Source organism: Flavobacteriales bacterium, assembly GCA_029248105.1.
GTDB lineage: Bacteria > Bacteroidota > Bacteroidia > Flavobacteriales > UBA7312 > UBA8444.
In genome coordinates this window covers 1-19,759 of sequence record JAQWJZ010000032.1, presented here as the reverse complement: position 1 = coordinate 19,759, position 19,759 = coordinate 1, and the positions used below count along the sequence as shown (strand labels likewise).

General features: G+C 38.5%; 17 protein-coding genes, 2 tRNA genes, 2 rRNA genes and 1 pseudogene. 15 read left to right on the top strand and 7 right to left on the bottom strand.

Translation table 11 applies throughout. The annotated features are described in order from the left end of the window. Positions 1 to 11: 11 nt before the first annotated feature. The 7 genes and pseudogenes from P8I29_06190 to P8I29_06160 form a co-directional block, all read right to left on the bottom strand. The gene (locus tag P8I29_06190; GenBank protein MDG1917386.1) at positions 12 to 725 is read right to left on the bottom strand and encodes a 3-dehydroquinate synthase; all 714 of its coding nucleotides are present in this window, start codon (positions 723 to 725) and stop codon (positions 12 to 14) included. Continuing rightward, positions 647 to 1,021, bottom strand: a complete 375-nt coding sequence (locus P8I29_06185) for a hypothetical protein (protein MDG1917385.1) — start codon at positions 1,019 to 1,021, stop codon at positions 647 to 649. Before P8I29_06185 ends, P8I29_06190 begins: the two co-directional genes overlap by 79 nt. After that, positions 1,018 to 2,571 carry an alkaline phosphatase family protein gene (locus P8I29_06180; protein ID MDG1917384.1) on the bottom strand — a complete coding sequence of 518 codons (1,554 nt, stop codon included), beginning with the start codon at positions 2,569 to 2,571 and terminating at the stop codon, positions 1,018 to 1,020. The genes P8I29_06185 and P8I29_06180 overlap by 4 nt, the downstream gene beginning before the upstream one ends. Next, positions 2,568 to 2,720: a hypothetical protein gene (locus P8I29_06175; protein MDG1917383.1), complete on the bottom strand. Its 153-nt coding sequence runs from the start codon at positions 2,718 to 2,720 to the stop codon at positions 2,568 to 2,570. Before P8I29_06175 ends, P8I29_06180 begins: the two co-directional genes overlap by 4 nt. Then, positions 2,717 to 3,256 (bottom strand): phosphatase PAP2 family protein, encoded by a 540-nt coding sequence (locus P8I29_06170; GenBank protein MDG1917382.1) that lies wholly within the window; start codon positions 3,254 to 3,256, stop codon positions 2,717 to 2,719. The genes P8I29_06175 and P8I29_06170 overlap by 4 nt, the downstream gene beginning before the upstream one ends. Beyond that, complete coding sequence (gene obgE / locus P8I29_06165) at positions 3,256 to 4,254, bottom strand: GTPase ObgE (GenBank protein MDG1917381.1); 999 nt, start codon at positions 4,252 to 4,254, stop codon at positions 3,256 to 3,258. Before obgE ends, P8I29_06170 begins: the two co-directional genes overlap by 1 nt. Beyond that, positions 4,254 to 5,358 (bottom strand): annotated as a pseudogene (locus P8I29_06160) (adenylate kinase). The gene obgE and the pseudogene P8I29_06160 overlap by 1 nt, the downstream one beginning before the upstream one ends. 302 nt (positions 5,359 to 5,660) lie before the next feature. Here P8I29_06160 and P8I29_06155 point away from each other — a divergent pair. From P8I29_06155 to P8I29_06085, 15 genes are all read left to right on the top strand, one after another. Beyond that, on the top strand, positions 5,661 to 6,233 hold the full coding sequence (locus P8I29_06155) for a PKD domain-containing protein (protein ID MDG1917380.1): 573 nt from the start codon (positions 5,661 to 5,663) through the stop codon (positions 6,231 to 6,233). A 45-nt stretch (positions 6,234 to 6,278) separates the two neighbouring features. Next, positions 6,279 to 6,752, top strand: a complete 474-nt coding sequence (locus tag P8I29_06150) for a hypothetical protein (GenBank protein ID MDG1917379.1) — start codon at positions 6,279 to 6,281, stop codon at positions 6,750 to 6,752. Positions 6,753 to 6,862: 110 nt separating this feature from the next. Beyond that, on the top strand, positions 6,863 to 7,375 hold the full coding sequence (purE, locus tag P8I29_06145; GenBank protein MDG1917378.1) for a 5-(carboxyamino)imidazole ribonucleotide mutase: 513 nt from the start codon (positions 6,863 to 6,865) through the stop codon (positions 7,373 to 7,375). Between the two features lie 83 nt (positions 7,376 to 7,458). Continuing rightward, positions 7,459 to 8,211 (top strand): hypothetical protein, encoded by a 753-nt coding sequence (locus P8I29_06140; GenBank protein MDG1917377.1) that lies wholly within the window; start codon positions 7,459 to 7,461, stop codon positions 8,209 to 8,211. Further along, positions 8,211 to 8,735 (top strand): helix-hairpin-helix domain-containing protein, encoded by a 525-nt coding sequence (locus P8I29_06135; protein MDG1917376.1) that lies wholly within the window; start codon positions 8,211 to 8,213, stop codon positions 8,733 to 8,735. The genes P8I29_06140 and P8I29_06135 overlap by 1 nt, the downstream gene beginning before the upstream one ends. A gap of 129 nt (positions 8,736 to 8,864) precedes the next feature. Further along, a complete protein-coding gene (locus P8I29_06130) occupies positions 8,865 to 9,377 on the top strand; it encodes a hypothetical protein (protein MDG1917375.1) in 513 nt (170 codons plus the stop codon). 337 nt (positions 9,378 to 9,714) lie between these two features. Next, positions 9,715 to 10,095, top strand: coding sequence for a hypothetical protein (locus P8I29_06125; protein MDG1917374.1), 381 nt, complete (start codon positions 9,715 to 9,717; stop codon positions 10,093 to 10,095). A 36-nt stretch (positions 10,096 to 10,131) separates the two neighbouring features. Beyond that, a complete protein-coding gene (locus P8I29_06120) occupies positions 10,132 to 11,772 on the top strand; it encodes an AMP-binding protein (protein ID MDG1917373.1) in 1,641 nt (546 codons plus the stop codon). A 95-nt stretch (positions 11,773 to 11,867) separates the two neighbouring features. Further along, positions 11,868 to 14,102: a phosphoribosylformylglycinamidine synthase subunit PurL gene (gene purL / locus P8I29_06115; GenBank protein MDG1917372.1), complete on the top strand. Its 2,235-nt coding sequence runs from the start codon at positions 11,868 to 11,870 to the stop codon at positions 14,100 to 14,102. A 55-nt stretch (positions 14,103 to 14,157) separates the two neighbouring features. Next, on the top strand, positions 14,158 to 15,894 hold the full coding sequence (locus P8I29_06110) for an aromatic amino acid hydroxylase (protein ID MDG1917371.1): 1,737 nt from the start codon (positions 14,158 to 14,160) through the stop codon (positions 15,892 to 15,894). Continuing rightward, positions 15,891 to 16,562, top strand: a complete 672-nt coding sequence (locus P8I29_06105) for an SDR family oxidoreductase (protein ID MDG1917370.1) — start codon at positions 15,891 to 15,893, stop codon at positions 16,560 to 16,562. Before P8I29_06110 ends, P8I29_06105 begins: the two co-directional genes overlap by 4 nt. 444 nt (positions 16,563 to 17,006) lie before the next feature. Further along, a 16S ribosomal RNA gene (locus P8I29_06100) occupies positions 17,007 to 18,530 on the top strand. A gap of 84 nt (positions 18,531 to 18,614) precedes the next feature. After that, positions 18,615 to 18,688: transfer RNA gene (locus tag P8I29_06095), tRNA-Ile, on the top strand. Positions 18,689 to 18,758: 70 nt separating this feature from the next. Further along, positions 18,759 to 18,835, top strand: a tRNA-Ala gene (locus P8I29_06090). A gap of 82 nt (positions 18,836 to 18,917) precedes the next feature. Then, positions 18,918 to 19,759: ribosomal RNA gene (locus tag P8I29_06085) — 23S ribosomal RNA — on the top strand; the annotation flags it as partial.

Here is a 19,759-nt window from a genome sequence, read left to right as displayed (position 1 = left end):
CAAATATAATATTAAAATATATCTCTCAAAGTTTCTATACTCACTTCACAATTGTACTGACATTCTCCTATTCGATTAAGTAGTGAAAATAGTAGTTTACCCTCTTCATTTTTTTTATCATTTTCTAAATAGGGTAGAAGTTCATCAAAATGAGGTAAATCTATTGTTCTAAAGGTCTGATTTAAAAAGTGGGTTATGGACTTTTTTTCATTTGAGCTAATCGTAGAAATCAAGCATTCTAAATGCATACCTATTGCAATAGCTTCACCATGTAATATGTCTATGTCTTTCGATAAATAATAACTTTCAATGGCGTGTCCAAGACTATGGCCAAAGTTGAGGGTTTTACGCAAACCTTTTTCCTGAGGGTCGGCACTAACTATTTTATTTTTGAGTGTAACACTATCACCAATTACGCTTTCCCAATTCAGTTGGTCTAGCGTAGTATTTGATAAAAAATTCCAGCTATCGAGATCACTAATTAGGGCGTGTTTTATCACTTCGGCATAGCCAGATAGTAATTGTCTTTCCTCTAGACTGTTTAAGAATTCAGGAAAAATATAAACCCCTTTTGGCTCTTTGAATAATCCGATTTGATTTTTTAAACCCATAAAATCGACTCCTAATTTACCACCTACTGAAGCGTCTACCATTGCCAATAGTGTTGTGGGAACTTGGATATAGTCAATTCCTCTTTTGTAGCAGGATGCAGCAAATCCGCCCATATCACCAATAACACACCTCCTAGATTGATGATTATTGAGTTTCTATCGAATTGGGCGGAGGTTAGTTTTTCCCAGATGAATTGACAAGTAGATATATTTTTATTTGTTTCTCCAGAAAGAATTTCAATAATCAGTGGTGAGTCTACTTGAGTTTTGGATAAAAAGATATCCAGACAATGCATTTTTGTATTTTCATCTACAAGAATAGCTGCTGCCGAATACTTTGAAAGATTGATATTCTGAAGACTATCTTCACCTATCAGTATGTCGTATGTCTGGCTTTGGACTACTTTCATTCGGTGATACTTCTGATTGGTTGACCTGTACATCCGTTAGGAAATGATATACCAAGTAATGTGCTTACTGTTGGTGCAATGTCGCAAATAGAAATGTATTCGTCAGAGACACCTTGCTCAATACCTTTGCCCCAAAATAATAAAGGAACGTGAGTATCATAGCTATAGCAGGAGCCATGAGTTGTTCCTGTAGGTGAGTTCCATTCAATCCACCCTGAGTTCAAGGCGATAACTACATCTCCAGAACGCTTTTGGTTGAAGCCTTTCTGAATAAGAGAATGGAAGTTATTTTGATATTCATTGTGATGCAGCTGATGAGCTGTAAACGTATTTAGAACACCATCCACATTGATAAGGTAGTCAGCCGCCAATTGCTGGATGTCTTGATGTTTTATTTTACTTTCTTCTATCAGCTTTCTATTTAAGAAGAATTGTTGATTAGAATATTTAAGCACCCAATTGTCTTCTCCATAGTATTTAGAAAGGTGTGAGTTGAGTTCTGCTGTTAGCTGGCTTGCATCAAAATAGCCAGCGGGTATTTTTCGAGCTTTCAATTCGTTAGGTACACTTACAACACCATGATCGGCAGTAAGAAAGATGATAGCATTTTCTGAGCCTACAGTGGAGTCAATATATTTCAATACCTCAGCAATATCTTTGTCTAGTTTGATATAGGTGTCCACCAATTCTTCGGCATGTGGTCCAAACTGATGTCCGATGTAGTCTGTAGAAGAAAAGCTAAGTGTTAGCACATCAGTAATTTTATCTTTCCCTAGCTTTTCAGATTTCATTAATTCAATGGCTAAATCTTTGAGGTAGGTATTGCCTTGTGGTGTACTTTTTACAGAAGAAGGGCCTCTACTTGCAAGTAGACTATCCATCGGATACCCAAAGCCTCTTCCTTTCCACGCTCCTTTAAAATAGCTAGTAGCGGGTTTGTCTTGTTGGAATTCGACTAGCCATTCTGGTAATTGTTCGTAATAGTACGAGCTTGAAATCCATTCTCCACTTTTGCCCATCCAAAAGGCACCATTGGCAGTATGTCCAGCAGGAAGTATTGCTCCTCGGTCTTTAATGGAAATACCGAACACTTTTGATTGAGGGCTGAATAATTTCAGCTCATCAGAAAAGGTAGTGGTTAGCATACGGTGGGGCGACATTTTTCCAGCAGTAGACTCTACATCTACATGATTTTCGCAGTCGCAAACTGTGGTTGAATTTCCATCTCCAGCACAATAAACTGATAGTCCATCGGCTTTGTTGTACCAATTGTTCCCTATAATTCCGTGCACCGATGGGGTAGTGCCAGTAAATATACTAGCATGACCTGGACCTGTATAGGTAGGGGTATAGTTGTAATGGGTATTTCTCAAAAAGAACCCTTCATTAACTAACTTTTTAAATCCATTGTCATCAAATTGATTCCAAAAACGATAGACATAATCGTAGCGCATTTGATCGACGACTATACCAACAACTAACTTGGGTTTTTCTTGTGCTTGAGTTATTCCCCAAAGCATGATAAACAAAAACAAAATGTTCTTTTTCATTTCTTTATTTTTAAATTAATTTGATAGGCTAATACTGATAGTATAACAGCAACTAATACGTCGGCTATTGGTGGGACATCTGCCCATATAAAATTCCATAAAATGACTAGAATTAACCATACAAACCATATAAGATCAAACTGTTTCATACTCTTTTATACTTGTAAAGTGAAACAAATACCAAAGCTACAAAAGTTCCCCATAGCATTCCGCCCAAAATGTCTAGAGGGTAGTGAACGCCAACGTAAACCCTAGAGAAGGATACTATTGTTGCCCATAAAAATAGAGCAATAAACAGCCATTTTTTATTCATAATTTTCCCTATAACTATGGCTAGACCAAACACATTTGAGGCATGTGAAGATATAAATCCAAACTGTCCTCCACATCCTTCGGTAACTAGTCGCACTTGCTCCAGTGCATGGCAAGGTCTAAGGCGTTGAAATACATTTTTAAATAAGTGCACACTTCCTAAATCACAACAGGCAATAACAAGGCCAATTGTCCCCAATATCCATATACTTTCTTTGCCTTTCTCTCTTACGATAAGTATAACGAGTGCTAGGTAGAGTGGTATCCACGATAACTTATGAGTGACGAATAGCATGAAGCCGTCCAAAAAAGGTTTTCCCGATAGGTTAATCAGGTAGAACCAGCTTTTGTCCATTTCAATTAACCAATTCATTAGTCATTCAATTTTTTCCAAATTAAATCTTTCAGTTCTACTAATCCTTGTTGAGCAACCGATGAAATAAATAAGTATTCTAAATCTTTTGGTAGTTCTTTCTTTATTTCTATTATCAACTCCTCATCAAGCATATCAGATTTACTTATGGCTAAAATACGATCCTTGTCAAGGAGTTCGGGGTTGTATTTTTGTAGTTCGCCCAATAAAATCTGATATTCTTTTACAATGTCATCACTATCGGCAGGAACTAGAAATAATAGTGTTGAGTTTCTTTCTATATGTCTTAAAAAGCGTAAGCCTAATCCTTTGCCTTCAGCGGCACCTTCAATAATTCCGGGTATGTCGGCCATAATAAATGAACGGTCATCTCTGTATGACACAATACCTAGGTTGGGTACTAATGTAGTAAAAGGATAGTTGGCAATCTCTGGCTTTGCTGCTGACACCACAGAAAGCAAGGTAGATTTTCCGGCATTTGGAAAGCCTACTAATCCTACATCTGCTAATACTTTGAGTTCAAGTATAAACCAACCTTCTAAACTATCAATGCCGGGCTGGGCATAGCGTGGTGTCTGATTGGTGGATGATTTGAAGTGAACGTTTCCTTTTCCGCCTTTTCCACCTTTAAGAAGGATTTTTTCTTCTGCATGTTCAGTTATTTCAAAAAGAACTTCACCCGTTTCAGCATCTTTAGCAACGGTTCCTAATGGTACTTGTAAGATTTTGCTTTCTCCATCTTTACCTATTCGGTTGTTTCCACCGCCACTACCACCGTGTTCTGCAAAAAGGTGTTTTTGATATTTAAGGTGTAATAGCGTCCACATCTGTTCATTACCTTGAATGATGATGTGTCCTCCGTGTCCTCCATCACCTCCGTCAGGACCACCTTTTGCCGTATTTCTATCTCTCAAAAAGTGGGTAGAGCCTGCTCCTCCTTTGCCTGAGCGACAAAAGATTTTGACATAATCAACGAAGTTGGAGTTTTTAACTTTCATTAGAGTTGGTCTATGCTATTGCACAATTTAGTGTTGATGTCTTCAATACTTCCAACACCTTCAACAGTATGTAATTTATTTTGAGCATTGTAATAACTCTTCAAGGGTGCAGTTTTTGTGTTGTATTCATTAATACGATTACGTATAATGCTTTCGTTAGCATCATCGGCACGGCCAGAGCTTTTGCCTCTTTCTAATAATCTTTTGGTTAACTCATCGTCATTTACATCTAGAGATAACATTCCTGTTATGGAAGTGTTTAAGTCGCTGAGCATACTGTCCAATGACTCGGCTTGAGCCGTAGTTCGTGGGAAGCCATCGAAGATAAAACCCTTTGCATTAGGGTTGTTTTCTAAGATAGATTTAATCATTCCAATAACGATATCATCAGAAACTAAATCACCTCTATCCATTATACTTTTGGCTTGTAAGCCAAGCTCACTACCTTTAGCAATTTCCCCTCTTAATATATCTCCTGTAGAAAGGTGAACAAGAGAATATTTGTCTATCAATAGTTGAGATTGGGTACCTTTTCCAGCACCTGGAGGTCCAAACAAAACAATGTTTAACATGTTATGAGTTTTTGAGTTTATAAATTTGTGTTAAAGTACGCCCTAATTCATCGTAATCCAATCCATAACCCACTACAAAATCATTGGGTATTTCTTTGCCTACAAAGTCAATAGGTATTTTTTTAGAGTAAACGCTAGGTTTTAGTAATAAGCTAGCGGTATATATTTTCTTGGGGTTTTCTTGATTCAGTCGATTGATGAGGTATTCCAAAGTATTTCCAGTATCTACAATATCTTCGATGATAACAATAGTTCTGTCTTTGCAGTTTATAGGTACACCTAAAATATCTTTGATTTGACCAGAGCTTTGAGTACCCTCATAGGATTTGACTTGCATAAAAGTTAATTCCGAATCAAAAGAAAGAGCCTTCAGTAGGTCTGCAGCAAAGAAGAACGATCCTTTTAGAATAACGATAAATAGGGGGTTTTGACTTTCCAAACTTTCCATTTGTGAAGCCATTCGCTTTACTATTTCTCCGATTTCGGATTCTGAAATGTAGGGTTCAAAGATTTTGTCGTGTAGTTGCACCATAAATCAAAGATGCGAATTTACAACATTTTCAGAGTATAGCTTATTCTTAATGGTAGTTCTTTTAATTTGGAGATTAGCTGGATATTGCTCCGAGCAAAGCCAAGACCCTATTCGGTGAGTTCTTTAAGTTCTGCTTGTAGCTGTTTGACTTCCTCATTCATCTCTATGATGTGTAAATAAAGCTCTTCTATTTTTTCGAGGTTTATCTCTACGCATTTGTAGCTACAGATATTGGGGTTTATAAAACGTCAAGCCTTAGTTCGCCCTCATGGAGCAATTTTAATAACAATTCTTTACCTAATGTGCCTATTGCAGATTTAGAGATTAAAAAACAAGCGGGCCTATTATATGCTGCTACATATGGTAGGGGCTTGTGGAGCATAAAGTTAGAATATCCACCCATAGCCGATTTTTCTGCTAGTTCAACGGATTTATGCCTGTCCAATTCAGAAGTTAGTTTTACTGATGAAACAGCTTTTTCTCCAACATCTTGGAATTGGGATTTTGGAGACGGTAACTCCTCTAACAGTCAGAACCCTACACATACTTATACCAATGCTGGAACCTATGCGGTTAGCTTGACAGTTTCAAATCAGTTTGGCACCGATACAGAAACCAAAACCAATTATATTACTGTTAGTGGAGTAAGCCCTGTTAATGACGTAGTTACTAGTTGTAATTCTTATACATGGTTTGGTCAAACATATACGACATCTGGAAATTATACGCATACAGTATGGCAAGACGGTTGTACTACCAATCATACATTGTATTTAACTGTAATTGGTGGAGAAACAGTAACTTCTGAACAAAGTGCCTGTGATTCCTATACCTGGTTTGGACAAGTTTATACTACTTCGGGAACTTATTCCTAAGTTGTGCAGGGTCAAAATGGCTGTGATATTACACATAGTTTACAATTGACCATAAACCAATCCACAGCTCAAACGATAAATCAGACTCAAACGGGCGGTAATTTTGAATGGCACGGAACAACCTATTATTGTAGTGGAGTCTACACAAATACCTCCACCAATGCTAGCGGATGTCCACATGTGGAATCACTTAACTTAAGTATTACAAATCCAAGTTTTGATCCCACTGTTGTATCTGCTTGCAATTCATATATTTGGGACGCCTCTGGACAAGAATATGCTTTTTCAGGCAATTATTCTGTTCAATCCACAACACCTCAAGGGTGTTTAGCTACCAATATTTTAAATCTAACCATCGGTCAAAATCAAGCCAGCACTCAAAACGTAACGCTATCAGCAGCAACTTATACTTGGCCCGTAAATAATCAAATCTATTCTTGTAGTGGAATTTATACTCATGTTGTTGATTTAGCCAACGGTTGTCAGCACACATACACCTTGGAGTTAGATCTTAACTAGAACATTGATTTTTTAACTCTTTATTAACACAAATAGTCTAAAAAAGTTTTAGTAGCTATTGCTCTTTTTTTTAAATTCGCAGCAGAATATATAACCACTAATAAAGTATAATGAAAGCAGTAGTAAGTATAATAATGGGTAGTACATCAGACATGCCTGTTATGCGTAAAGCAGCCGATTTTTTAAATAATATGCAAATTCCTTTTGAGATAAATGCCTTGTCTGCACACCGTGTGCCAGAAAAGGTAGAAGAATTTGCTACCAATGCGCATGCACGTGGTATTAAAGTCATCATTGCAGGTGCAGGTGGTGCAGCTCACCTTCCTGGTGTGGTAGCAGCCTTTGCCACTGTTCCAGTGATTGGTGTTCCTTGCCGTTCTTCTATTTCAATAGATGGATGGGACAGTATCCTCTCTATTTTACAAATGCCTCCCGGTATTCCTGTAGCAACAGTAGGATTAGATGCAGCATACAATGCGGGTATTTTAGCCGGTCAAATCTTATCCACTTCAGATGACGAGCTTCACGCTAGAATGGTAGAGTTCAAAATGAATATGAAACAAAAAATCGTAAAAGCCAACCAAGATTTGGCTAGCGAAAAGTTTGACTACAGAGTGCAGTAGTTAAAAGAATTACAATTTATTAAGGGTTCAGGACTTAGTTCTTGAGCCCTTTTTTTATACTTTTGGTTTTAAAGCCCAAAGTCGTGAAAGCCATTCTTACTATCCTATTGTTATTATTTGCACATTCGCTTTTTTCACAATCTACTTTTATTGAAGGTCGGGGAGTAACCTCTCAGGGGTTATGGTCGGAAAATACGGCGGGTATCAGCTGTATATCTCAAAATACATTTGGCATATCCGTAGAAAATAGATTTGGACTTTCGGATTTGTCATATGCCCAATGTAGAGTTGCAATTCCCAATACATATGGTGTTGTTCAAGGGCATTGGAACAATAGTGGCAACGAAAGTTATGCTATTAATGATTGGGGCATATCTTTTGCTCGTGCTTTGTCACCTCTTTTTTCTATGGGCATAAAAGGACGTTATAAGCAAGAAAAAATTGGCTATAACAAGCAGAGTGCTTTTATGGTGGATGTAGGACTCCGCTATCAAATAACCGCTCAGTTGGATGCCGCTTCTGCTATCAGTAATCCGTTCAGAGATAGTTTAGAATCTACAGCCTTTCATTTGGGTTTGGAATATCACCTTTCAAAAAAAGTGAGTTTAGCTATTGCTGCTAAAAAGGAAGAGTCTTTACCACTTTCTTTGCATACCTACTTGAAATACTTCCCAACAGAGAACATATATTTATACACCTCCATATCAACACAAGCTAGCAGCAATGCTTTCGGAATGGCTTTTTTATGGAAGTCTTTAGCTATAGATGCTCATATTTCATACCATTATTATTTGGGGCTCTCTCCTCAAATGGCCCTAATTTATAGCGTTCAGTAATGTGGAGGATATTACCGTTCATTTTACTAGCCAATTTTAGTTTGGCTCAAGATTTGCCCTCTGCATTTCAAGACTATTTAGAGCAGAATGAATCTGTAGATGAAGAGTCTTTAACTAGCTTTTATGAATTGTTGGAACAGCCTATAGACTTAAACAGTTGTTCCATAGATGAATTATATCAATTACCTTTTTTAGATAGGTCAAAAGCCCAATCCATAATCAAGTACCGAAAGGCAAAGGTAAAAATCACTTCGGTTTATGAGCTTCAAGCAATTCAGCTTATGGACAGTAAAACGATAAGACTATTATTGCCTTTTGTTACGGTTTTAGATTTTAAAATGGCAAGCGACCCTCTAGTGAAGCATCATCTGAGAATTTATTTGCATCGTTATTTAGAGCAAGAGCAAGAGTATCTTAGGGGCGATTATATAGGAAACCCATATAAAAGTTACTTTAGACACTCGGCACAATCCAAATCCATAAATTGGGGCTTAACTACTGAAAAAGATGCAGGCGAACAATAGCTAGATTTTAACTCTTTATATCTCAATGTAAAGGGTGAAAACAAGCAGCTTTTTATTGGTGATTATCAACTATCATTAGGTCAAGGACTCTTATGTTATCAAGGTTTTTCTTTTGGCAAATCGGCACAGGTGTTGGGAACTTTTAAAAATGCTCAAGTGCTTCGTTCGTACACATCGACAAGAGAAAATCATTTTTTGAGAGGTATTGCCTATCAGCATCGTATTAAAAATTGGCAATACTCCTTTTTTTTATCCTCAAACAAACAAGATGCTAATGTGGTGGATTCTTTAGAAATGGTTTCCTCAGTGAGTGATATCGGATTGCACCGAACAGAGTCGGAATTAGATAGTAAAAGACAACTCAAACATCATCTTATGGGCAGTCGTTTAGCTTTTGAAAAACGAAATTTCAAAACATCTGTTTACAGTTTGTTTCAGTCGTATGATAAAAAACGTTTAGTAGGAGAAGATACACTTTCAATGCAATGGGGCTTGGGTTGGGATTATTCCTTTACTTTGAAAAATACACATTTCTTTGGTGAATATGTAGTTCAGCAAAAAACAATTGCTTTTTTGTCTGCAATTAACACCCAATTAGCACCTGATTTGTCCTTTTCAGCTTTATATAGAAATTACGATTAAAACTATTACGATTATGAGTCTAACACCTTTGCTGAGCAATCCAACACTAGAAACGAAAGTGGACTCTATACCGCCATTAAGCTAAATTTACATAGCCGTTGGAGCTTATCTTTATACTCTGATTTTTATCACTTTCCAAAGGAAAGTTATTACAGTAGTATGCCTGTAAGGGGAGAAGATTATTTTTTGCAATTGCAGTACCGAGTCAGAAAAAAAATGGGTAATCTTGGCTAGATTTTAGTACGAAAACAAATCAAAAGACGAGGTCGATGATTATGGATTAAAAGCTGTTGATGGTCGTCAGCAACTTAAATATCTTTTACAATGGAAATACATTTTGAGTGATTTCAATTTTAAAAACAGAATTGCTTGTAATGCCATAGATAATGAAAAAGATTATCTAATGGTGCAAGAAGTAAATTATAAACCCTTAGAAAAAAGATGGGGTATCTCTTTAAGGTATTTGCTTTTTGATACACCTTCTTTTTCAAGTCGCATCTATGCTTATGAGCCTGATGTTATGTATTCTTTTTCTGTGCCTTTTCATTATGGAGAGGGACAACGTATCTCTACAGTTTTCAAGTATAAACTTCAGAAGATGACGCTAAATATTAAACTTGGACAAACCCTTTTCTATGATAATACACAGGTTAAAAGTGGTAGCGTAGAAGGTCATAAATCCACTGAAGTAAAACTAGTGCTAAAATGGATATTGTAAAAAGTTTATATTTGGGCATACTAAATACAAGCACCTATGCAAGATTATAAGTCACCTTTAGAAATGTTTTACAATTGGGAAAAAGAAACGCCCAATAAATTATATATGCGCCAACCTATCAACGGAGAGTGGCATAAATGGACTTGGTCGGAAACCGCTACAGAAGTAAGAAAGATGGCTGCTTATCTAAAATCTTTAGATTTTCCTGCTAATAGTAAAATAGCTACTCTTTCAAAAAATTGCGCTCATTGGATAATTTCCGATTTAGCCATTATGATGGCGGGTCACGTTTCTGTGCCTTTGTACCCCAATCTAAAGGCGGATAGTATAAAGCAAATTTTGGAGCATAGTGAAGCAAAATTATTATTCGTTGGTAAGTTAGACGAATTTGAAAATATGCGACCGGGTGTTCCCAAAGATTTACCATGTATAGCCTTTCCTTTTTATAGCGAAGACGGTTATCCTGTATGGAACGATTTAGTGAAAGATGTGCCGCCTATGACAGAAAATGTAGTGCGTGATCCTATGGATTTAGCGACTATTATTTATACCTCTGGTACTACAGGTATGCCTAAAGGAGTAATGCATAAATTTTATAATTTCTCTTTTGCTACTTCCAACGCTGTGCCGCTTTTAGGATTAGCAACAAAAGAGCGATTTTTCTCTTACTTGCCATTGTGCCACATTGCTGAACGTTTGTTAGTAGAAATGGGAAGTTTATACTCTGGTGGTATGGTGTCTTTTGCAGAAAGTTTGGAAACTTTTGCTCAGAATTTGGCCGATACTAAGCCAACCGCATTTTTAGGTGTGCCTCGTATTTGGACTAAATTTCAGCAAGGTATATTAGGAAAATTGCCACAGAAAAAGTTAAACGTTTTACTGTCTATTCCTTTGGTATCATCACTGATTAAGAAAAAAATTAAGACGGGTTTGGGTTTACAAGAAGCACGTAATATATTTACGGGTGCAGCGCCAACACCTGTTTCTACTTTAAAGTGGTTTGAGCGTTTAGGGATTCCTATTCAAGAAGCCTATGCCATGACGGAAAACTGTTGCTACTCTCACGTGACTTTAAATGATGGTATTCAGTTTGGTTTTGTGGGTAAGGCCTTGCCGCATTGTGATGTGAAGTTAAGTGATGAAAATGAAATCCTCATCAAGCACGTTGCTTTGATGGACGGCTACTACAAAGAAGAAAAGCAAACCCAAGATACAATCAAGGACGGTTGGTTGCACACTGGTGATGAAGGTCATATTGACGCTAATGGATATTTGAAAATCACAGGAAGAGTGAAAGATCTGTTCAAAACTTCTAAAGCAAAATATGTTGCTCCAGCACCTATTGAGATGAAGTTGTCTGCCAATAAAAATATTGAACAAGTCTGTGTGGTAGGTACAGGTTTACCACAGCCTATTGCACTTATTACATTGTCGGAATACGGTAAGTCAAGACCTCGAACAGATGTCGATGCTAGTTTGGAAACGACACTTAAAATTGTTAATCCTAAGTTTGAATCTCACGAACGTTTGAAAAAAGTTGTCGTTTTAGATAAAGAGTGGACTATAGAGAATAACCTGCTTACGCCATCTATGAAGATAAAGCGTAATGAAGTAGAACGATTGTATAAAGACAATTATACTTCATGGTATGAAAAAGAAGGCTATATCGTAAGCTAGTAATCGATTCTTGAAAACTTTTTAAAAAGCCAATTATTTTTAGTCGTATTTATGAGTGATATACTTATTTTTGCGCTTATTGTAAAAACAAGAAAATGTCTGCACAAGCAACTACCACTCTAGCCACTTTAGAACAAGCCGAAGAATTAGGCTTACGTCCTGAAGAGTTTGATAAAATAAAATCCATTTTAGGACGAACACCTAACTTTACTGAAATGAGTATTTTTTCAGTAATGTGGTCTGAACACTGTTCCTATAAAAATTCCATTACTTGGCTAAAAAAATTACCCAAAGATGGTCCTCATATGCTTGTTAAAGCAGGTGAAGAAAATGCGGGTTTGGTAGATATTGGTGACGGATTGGCTTGTGCTTTTAAGATAGAAAGTCATAACCACCCATCAGCATTAGAGCCTTATCAAGGTGCGGCAACAGGAGTAGGAGGTATCAATAGAGACATCTTTACTATGGGTGCTCGTCCCATAGCACAATTAAATTCTTTACGATTTGGTAGTATAGAATTAGACCGAACAAAATGGCTCGTTAAAGGAGTAGTAAAAGGCATCGGTGATTATGGTAATGCTTTCGGTATTCCAATAGTTGGAGGTGAAGTCTTTTTTGATGAATGTTATAACACTAACCCATTAGTTAACGCATTTTCGGCAGGAATAATGAAAGCAGATGGGTTAATTTCTGCTACTTCTTCAGGTGTTGGCAACCCCGTTTATATAGTAGGCTCAAGAACAGGTAAAGACGGTATTCATGGTGCCGCTTTTGCTTCAAAGGATATCACTGAAGATTCTGCTAATGACTTACCAGCCGTTCAAGTAGGTGACCCTTTCCAAGAAAAGTTATTGCTTGAAGCTACTTTAGAACTTGGACAAACCGATGCTATTGTAGGTATGCAAGATATGGGTGCAGCAGGGATTACTTGTTCCACTTCAGAGATGAGTGCGGCAGGAGAGCATGGTATGATTATCCACTTGGACAAAGTGCCTACACGACAAGAAAATATGAAGGATTGGGAAATTTTGCTTTCCGAATCACAAGAGCGTATGCTTATAGTTGTAGAAAAAGGAAAAGAACATATCGTTCATGAGATATATGACAAATGGGATTTGAGCTGTGAGCAGATCGGTGAAGTAACAGAAGGCGGACAACTCCAATATTACATGCATGGAGAATTAGTGGCTGATGTACCTGCTGACGATTTGGTTTTAGGCGGCGGCGCACCCGTTTATGAAAGAGAATATACAGAGCCAGCCTATTATCAAGAATTTAAAAAATTCTCAATTGATCAAGTAGAGCAACCTAAAGACTTGGTAGAAGTAGCTAAGTTTCTGACAACACATCCTAACATAGCTTCTAAAAAATGGGTATATGAGCAATACGACTCTATGGTTGGTACTATAAATATGGGTACAAATTCGCCTAAAGATGCAGGGGTAGTGAATGTCAAGGGAACGAACAAAGCTTTAGCAATGACCGTTGACTGTAATGCCAGAATGGTAAATGCTGACCCTGAGGAAGGTTGCGCTATGGCGGTAGCTGAAGCAGCTAGAAATATTGTGTGCTCAGGCGGTGTGCCATCTGCAATTACCAACTGTTTGAATTTTGGAAACCCATATAATCCAGAGGTATATTGGCAATTTGTAGGAGCTATCAAAGGAATGTCAAAAGCATGTTTGAAATTCGATACGCCAGTAACAGGAGGGAATGTGAGTTTCTACAATCAAACAGCCATTGACGGAAATGAAGTGCCAGTATTCCCAACACCAACCATTGGTATGTTAGGAGTTGTAGAAAACAAAGAACACGTCATGTCTTTGGATTTTAAAGGCAAAAGCGACTTAATCTATATGTTAGGAGAGTCCCATAACGATATCAGTAGTTCCGAATATTTAGCTTCTTACCATGCTGTTAAAGCCAGTTCTACCCCACCTTTTGACTTAGATAAAGAGTATCAGCTACAAGATTTAATCAAAAAACTTATTCGTAATAATCATATAGAATCAGCTCACGATATTGCCGATGGCGGTTTGTTTATTACACTATTAGAAAGTGCAATGCCTAAAGGTTTAGGATTTGATATTACCACAATTGCAGAGATTAGAGAAGATGCCTTTTTATTTGGCGAATCACCTTCACGAGTTGTGGTATCTGTTGCTGAAACTGCTGAAGATACCTTCTTAGATGCTCTAAAAAATACTAGCGTTCCTTTTACCTTATTAGGGCACGTTACAAAAGGCGATATTCGTATTGACGATACTTCTTTCGGAGAAGTCGCTGAGTATAAAGAGTTATTTGATAATGCTCTTGCGAAACACTTATAATTTTAGCACGTTTTCTCATTTGTTTTACTAAATTTGGCTTACTAATTAGCCTTTTATGAAAACAGAATTTAACGACTTTGGAAACCCTCAGGTAGCAAAACTCCCTGACCATCTTAGACAATTCGTTGTCAATCAAGAATATGATAATTATACGCCAGTGGATCATGCCGTTTGGCGTTACGTAATGCGTAAAAATTTAGCTTATCTGAGCCAAGTTACTGACGATTCATACCTCAAAGGCTTAGAGAAAACAGGTATCACTATCGATTCAATTCCTAATATTAAGGATATGAACTCTATTTTAGGCAAGATAGGCTGGGGTTGTGTTTGTGTAGATGGTTTTTTACCTCCTTCTTCGTTTATGGAATTTCAGGCTTACAAAGTCCTAGTTATAGCTGCCGATATTAGACAGATAGAACATATAGAATATACACCAGCACCAGACATTTTACACGAAGCTGCAGGTCATGCCCCAATTATTGCCGATCCTACTTATGCTGAATACTTAAGAATGTTTGGTGAAATAGGAAGTAAAGCGATTTCTTCCGCTAAAGATTTTGAATTATACGAAGCTATTCGACATCTATCCATAATAAAAGAAGATCCGAATACCAAAGAACAAGATATTGTACAAGCCGAAGAAGACATAGATGCTATACAGAGTAATATGGGTGAGCCTTCTGAAATGGCACAGATTAGAAACTTACACTGGTGGACTGTTGAGTATGGTTTGATAGGTGATTTGTCTGATCCTAAAATTTATGGAGCAGGCTTATTATCATCCATAGGTGAAAGTGAAAGCTGCATGAAAGACGAGGTTAGAAAAATACCTTATACTATAGATGCGGCTCAACAAGCATTTGATATTACAGAACCCCAGCCACAACTCTATGTGACTCCATCATACACACATCTCACAAAAGTTTTAGAGGAATTCGCTAATACTATGGCCCTACGTAGAGGAGGATTAGAAGGCTTACAAAAAGCCATTGCTTCAAATAATACATGTACGGTAGAGTATAGTTCTGGGTTGCAAGTGTCAGGAGTATTCAATAACGTGATATGCGATAACGATCAAATAATATACCTATCAACTTCTTCGCCAACAGCATTAGCATGGCAAAATAAAGAGTTAGTAGGGCACGATAAAAGTTATCACGCTCACGGATTTAGTTCTCCCGTTGGTAATTTGAAAAATACGTCAACACCATTAGAACAATTAAGTATTGATGAATTAACAGAATTAGGAATCGAAGCAGCTAAAGTAGTCACTCTAAATTTTGAGAGTGGAGTAGAAGTCAAAGGAAAACTCATTAATCTTCTAAAAAATAGAAAAGGCTTGAATATGATTTTGTCATTTGAAGGTTGTAGTGTAACCTATAAGGGTGAGGTATTGTTTCAGCCCGAGTGGGGAATTTACGATATGGCCTTAGGAGAATCCATAGTATCTGTGTTTTCTGGTGCTGCTGATATGGCTGTTTTTTCTAATGATAATCCATTTGTGCCAAAAGAGTTAACACATAAAATACAATATAACCAGAAGCGACTAGAATTACATAAATTATACCGTAAGGTCAGAGAGGTTAGAGAAGAGAAAGCTTCTAAGGATACTCTAACTACTGTTTGGCAAGAGTTGCAATCCCATTCTGATGACTGGCTATGTGCAGTAGAGATCTTAGAAATAAGTACTGATGAAGCTTTGAGTGATGAAATCAAATCTTTTCTTCAAAATACTTCTGCAGACGCTACCACTAAAGCTTTAATACAAGATAGTTTAACATTATTACAATGAAAGTAATTATTACAGGTGCAAGTAGAGGTATAGGTTTTGAAATGGTAAAATGTTTCTTAGCCAATGGTTGTGATGTATTAGCAATTTCTAGAAATACAGATAAGCTAAAAGAACTTGAAGGTTTAGGAGCTCAAGTTTTACCTTTTGATTTAACTGAAGATGATTTCACTCCTATTATAGGTGTTGTGAAAGCTTTTGGTCGTATTGACATACTAATAAATAACGCTGGAGCACTTGTCAACAAGCCTTTAAGTCAAATTAGTAATGAAGACATTAATCATATATATAGTGTAAATGTTTTTTCCGTCATTAAGTTGACTAGAGATTTGTTGCCATACTTCAATACAGACGCACATATTCTTAACATAAGTAGTGTAGGTGGTGTTCAGGGTAGTGTTAAATTCTCAGGCTTATCAGCTTATAGTAGTAGTAAAGGAGCAGTTAGTATTCTAACAGAATGTTTGGCTGAGGAATTCAAAGAGTCATCGTTTAGATTCAATGCTTTGGCTTTAGGGGCTGTTCAGACAGAAATGTTGCAAGAAGCTTTTCCCGGTTATCAAGCTAATGTAGGTGCTGCAGACATGGCAAACTATATCTTTAGGTTCGCTACGCAGGACGGAAAACTATATAATGGTAAGATATTAACAGTATCTTCATCAACCCCCTAATCCATAACCTTTCTTGTTTTTACACTTTTTGAGCTGCAATTAATATCAGTTTCACCTTGTTTTTCTTCGATATCCTCCTTAATATTTGTTTTTTTTCTACTTGAATATAGGTTTTTACTAGGTTAGAATGATGAATTTAGATTTAATTTAAAAAAAAAGACAAAAGGTTTGTGCGGAATGAATAAGCGAGTATATTTGCAGCCGCTTTTGAACGAAAAAGCAGAACGCCAAATAAAACGGTGTTATTAGATTTAAAATATTTGAAAAAAAATATTTAAAACAGTTTGCGGTTACTAAAAGTATTGTATATTTGCCGCCCGTTTGAATGTAAACGGAAATACAAATTGTTCTTTGATTTAATGGGATAGACGAAATTTAAACAAGAAAATTCAACGTCAATTTTTTTTAGCTTATAACGAACCAGGAATTTATACAAACTTTTATACAACGAAGAGTTTGATCCTGGCTCAGGATGAACGCTAGCGGCAGGCCTAACACATGCAAGTCGAACGGTAACAGGGATTGCTTGCAATCCGCTGACGAGTGGCGCACGGGTGCGTAACGCGTATGCAATCTGCCTATAACTGAGGGATAGCCCAGAGAAATTTGGATTAATACCTCATAATATTGTTTTTTGGCATCATTAAACAATTAAAACTTCGGTGGTTATAGATGAGCATGCGTCCTATTAGCTTGTTGGTAAGGTAACGGCTTACCAAGGCAACGATAGGTAGGGGGCCTGAAAGGGTGATCCCCCACACTGGTACTGAGACACGGACCAGACTCCTACGGGAGGCAGCAGTGAGGAATATTGCGCAATGGAGGAAACTCTGACGCAGCCATGCCGCGTGCAGGAAGACGGCCCTACGGGTTGTAAACTGCTTTTATATAGGAAGAAACCCCGATACGTGTATCGGCTTGACGGTACTATATGAATAAGGACCGGCTAACTCCGTGCCAGCAGCCGCGGTAATACGGAGGGTCCAAGCGTTATCCGGATTTATTAGGTTTAAAGGGTCCGCAGGCGGAATAATAAGTAAGTGGTGAAAGCCTACAGCTCAACTGTAGAACTGCCATTGATACTGTTATTCTTGAGTGTGGTTGAAGTGGGCGGAACATGTCATGTAGCGGTGAAATGCATAGATATGACATAGAACACCAATTGCGAAGGCAGCTCACTAAGCCATTACTGACGCTGAGGGACGAAAGCGTGGGGAGCGAACAGGATTAGATACCCTGGTAGTCCACGCCGTAAACGATGATCACTCGTTGCTAGCGATACACAGTTAGTGACCAAGCGAAAGTGTTAAGTGATCCACCTGGGAAGTACGTTCGCAAGAATGAAACTCAAAGGAATTGACGGGGGCCCGCACAAGCGGTGGAGCATGTGGTTTAATTCGATGATACGCGAGGAACCTTACCAGGGCTTAAATGCAGAATGACAGATTGGGAAACCAGTCCTTCTTCGGACATTTTGCAAGGTGCTGCATGGTTGTCGTCAGCTCGTGCCGTGAGGTGTCAGGTTAAGTCCTATAACGAGCGCAACCCCTATCATTAGTTGCCAGCGGGTAATGCCGGGAACTCTAATGAGACTGCCAGCGCAAGCTGCGAGGAAGGTGGGGATGACGTCAAATCATCACGGCCCTTACGTCCTGGGCTACACACGTGCTACAATGGTTGGGACAATGGGCAGCCACTACGCGAGTAGGAGCTAATCCTCAAACCCAATCTCAGTTCGGATCGGAGTCTGCAACTCGACTCCGTGAAGCTGGAATCGCTAGTAATCAGATATCAGCAATGATCTGGTGAATACGTTCCCGGGCCTTGTACACACCGCCCGTCAAGCCATGGAAGCTGGGGGTGCCTGAAGTCGGTAACCGTAAGGAACTGCCTAGGGTAAAACTAGTAACTGGGGCTAAGTCGTAACAAGGTAGCCGTACCGGAAGGTGTGGCTGGAACACCTCCTTTTTAGAGTTGGTTTGTTATAAACCTAAACGACGCTGAATACTTGTTTAAATGTCTATCCCTTTATTAACATATTTTTCCCACTGAAGTCTCGTAGCTCAGCTGGTTAGAGCGCTACACTGATAATGTAGAGGTCGGCAGTTCGAGTCTGCCCGAGACTACTAACGTAGTACTTCAGACGATTTTTGGGATACCTACGTTAAGAAGGTATTCTTTGTGGTAACTACACTGGGGGGATTAGCTCAGCTGGCTAGAGCGCCTGCCTTGCACGCAGGAGGTCATCGGTTCGACTCCGATATTCTCCACCATTTCCAATTAGGAAAAATGTTCTTTGATGTATTGTAAATAGAAAGAAAACAATTAAGTTTATAAGTAAATTAATAACGATCACAAAAAGTAATTAAGGGCGCATGGCGGATGCCTTGGCTCTCAGAGGCGATGAAGGACGCGATAAGCTGCGATAAGCTTCGGTGAGGTGCAAATAACCTTTGATCCGAAGATTTCCGAATGGGACAACCTAGCAGTTTGAAGAACTGTTATCCTTTTAAGGAAGCCAACCCGGTGAACTGAAACATCTAAGTAACCGGAGGAAAAGAAAACAATTAGTGATTCCCTTAGTAGCGGCGAGCGAACGGGGAACAGCCCAAACCATCATTGTTCCGGCAATGTTGGGGTTGTAGGACCACGTTGTAAGAGTTATAATTGAAGTGGAAGCATCTGGAAAGTTGCATCATAGAGGGTGATAGTCCCGTACACGTAAGATTATAATTTTTTAGTGGTATCCTGAGTAGGGCGGGACATGTGAAATCCTGTCTGAATCTGCCAGAACCATCTGGTAAGGCTAAATACTACTGAGAGACCGATAGCGAACAAGTACCGTGAGGGAAAGGTGAAAAGTACCCCGAACAGGGGAGTGAAATAGAACCTGAAACCGTGCGCTTACAAGCGGTAGGAGCCCTTAGGGGTGACTGCGTGCCTTTTGCATAATGATCCTACGAGTTACTCCTCACTAGCAAGGTTAAGAGTCTTGAGGCTCGCAGCCGAAGCGAAAGCAAGTCTGAATAGGGCGTACAGTTAGTGGGGGTAGACGCGAAACTTGGTGATCTACCCATGGGCAGGTTGAAGCTCCGTTAACCCGGAGTGGAGGACCGAACCGCCAGACGTTGAAAAGTCTTCGGATGACCTGTGGGTAGGGGTGAAAGGCCAATCAAACCAAGAGATAGCTCGTACTC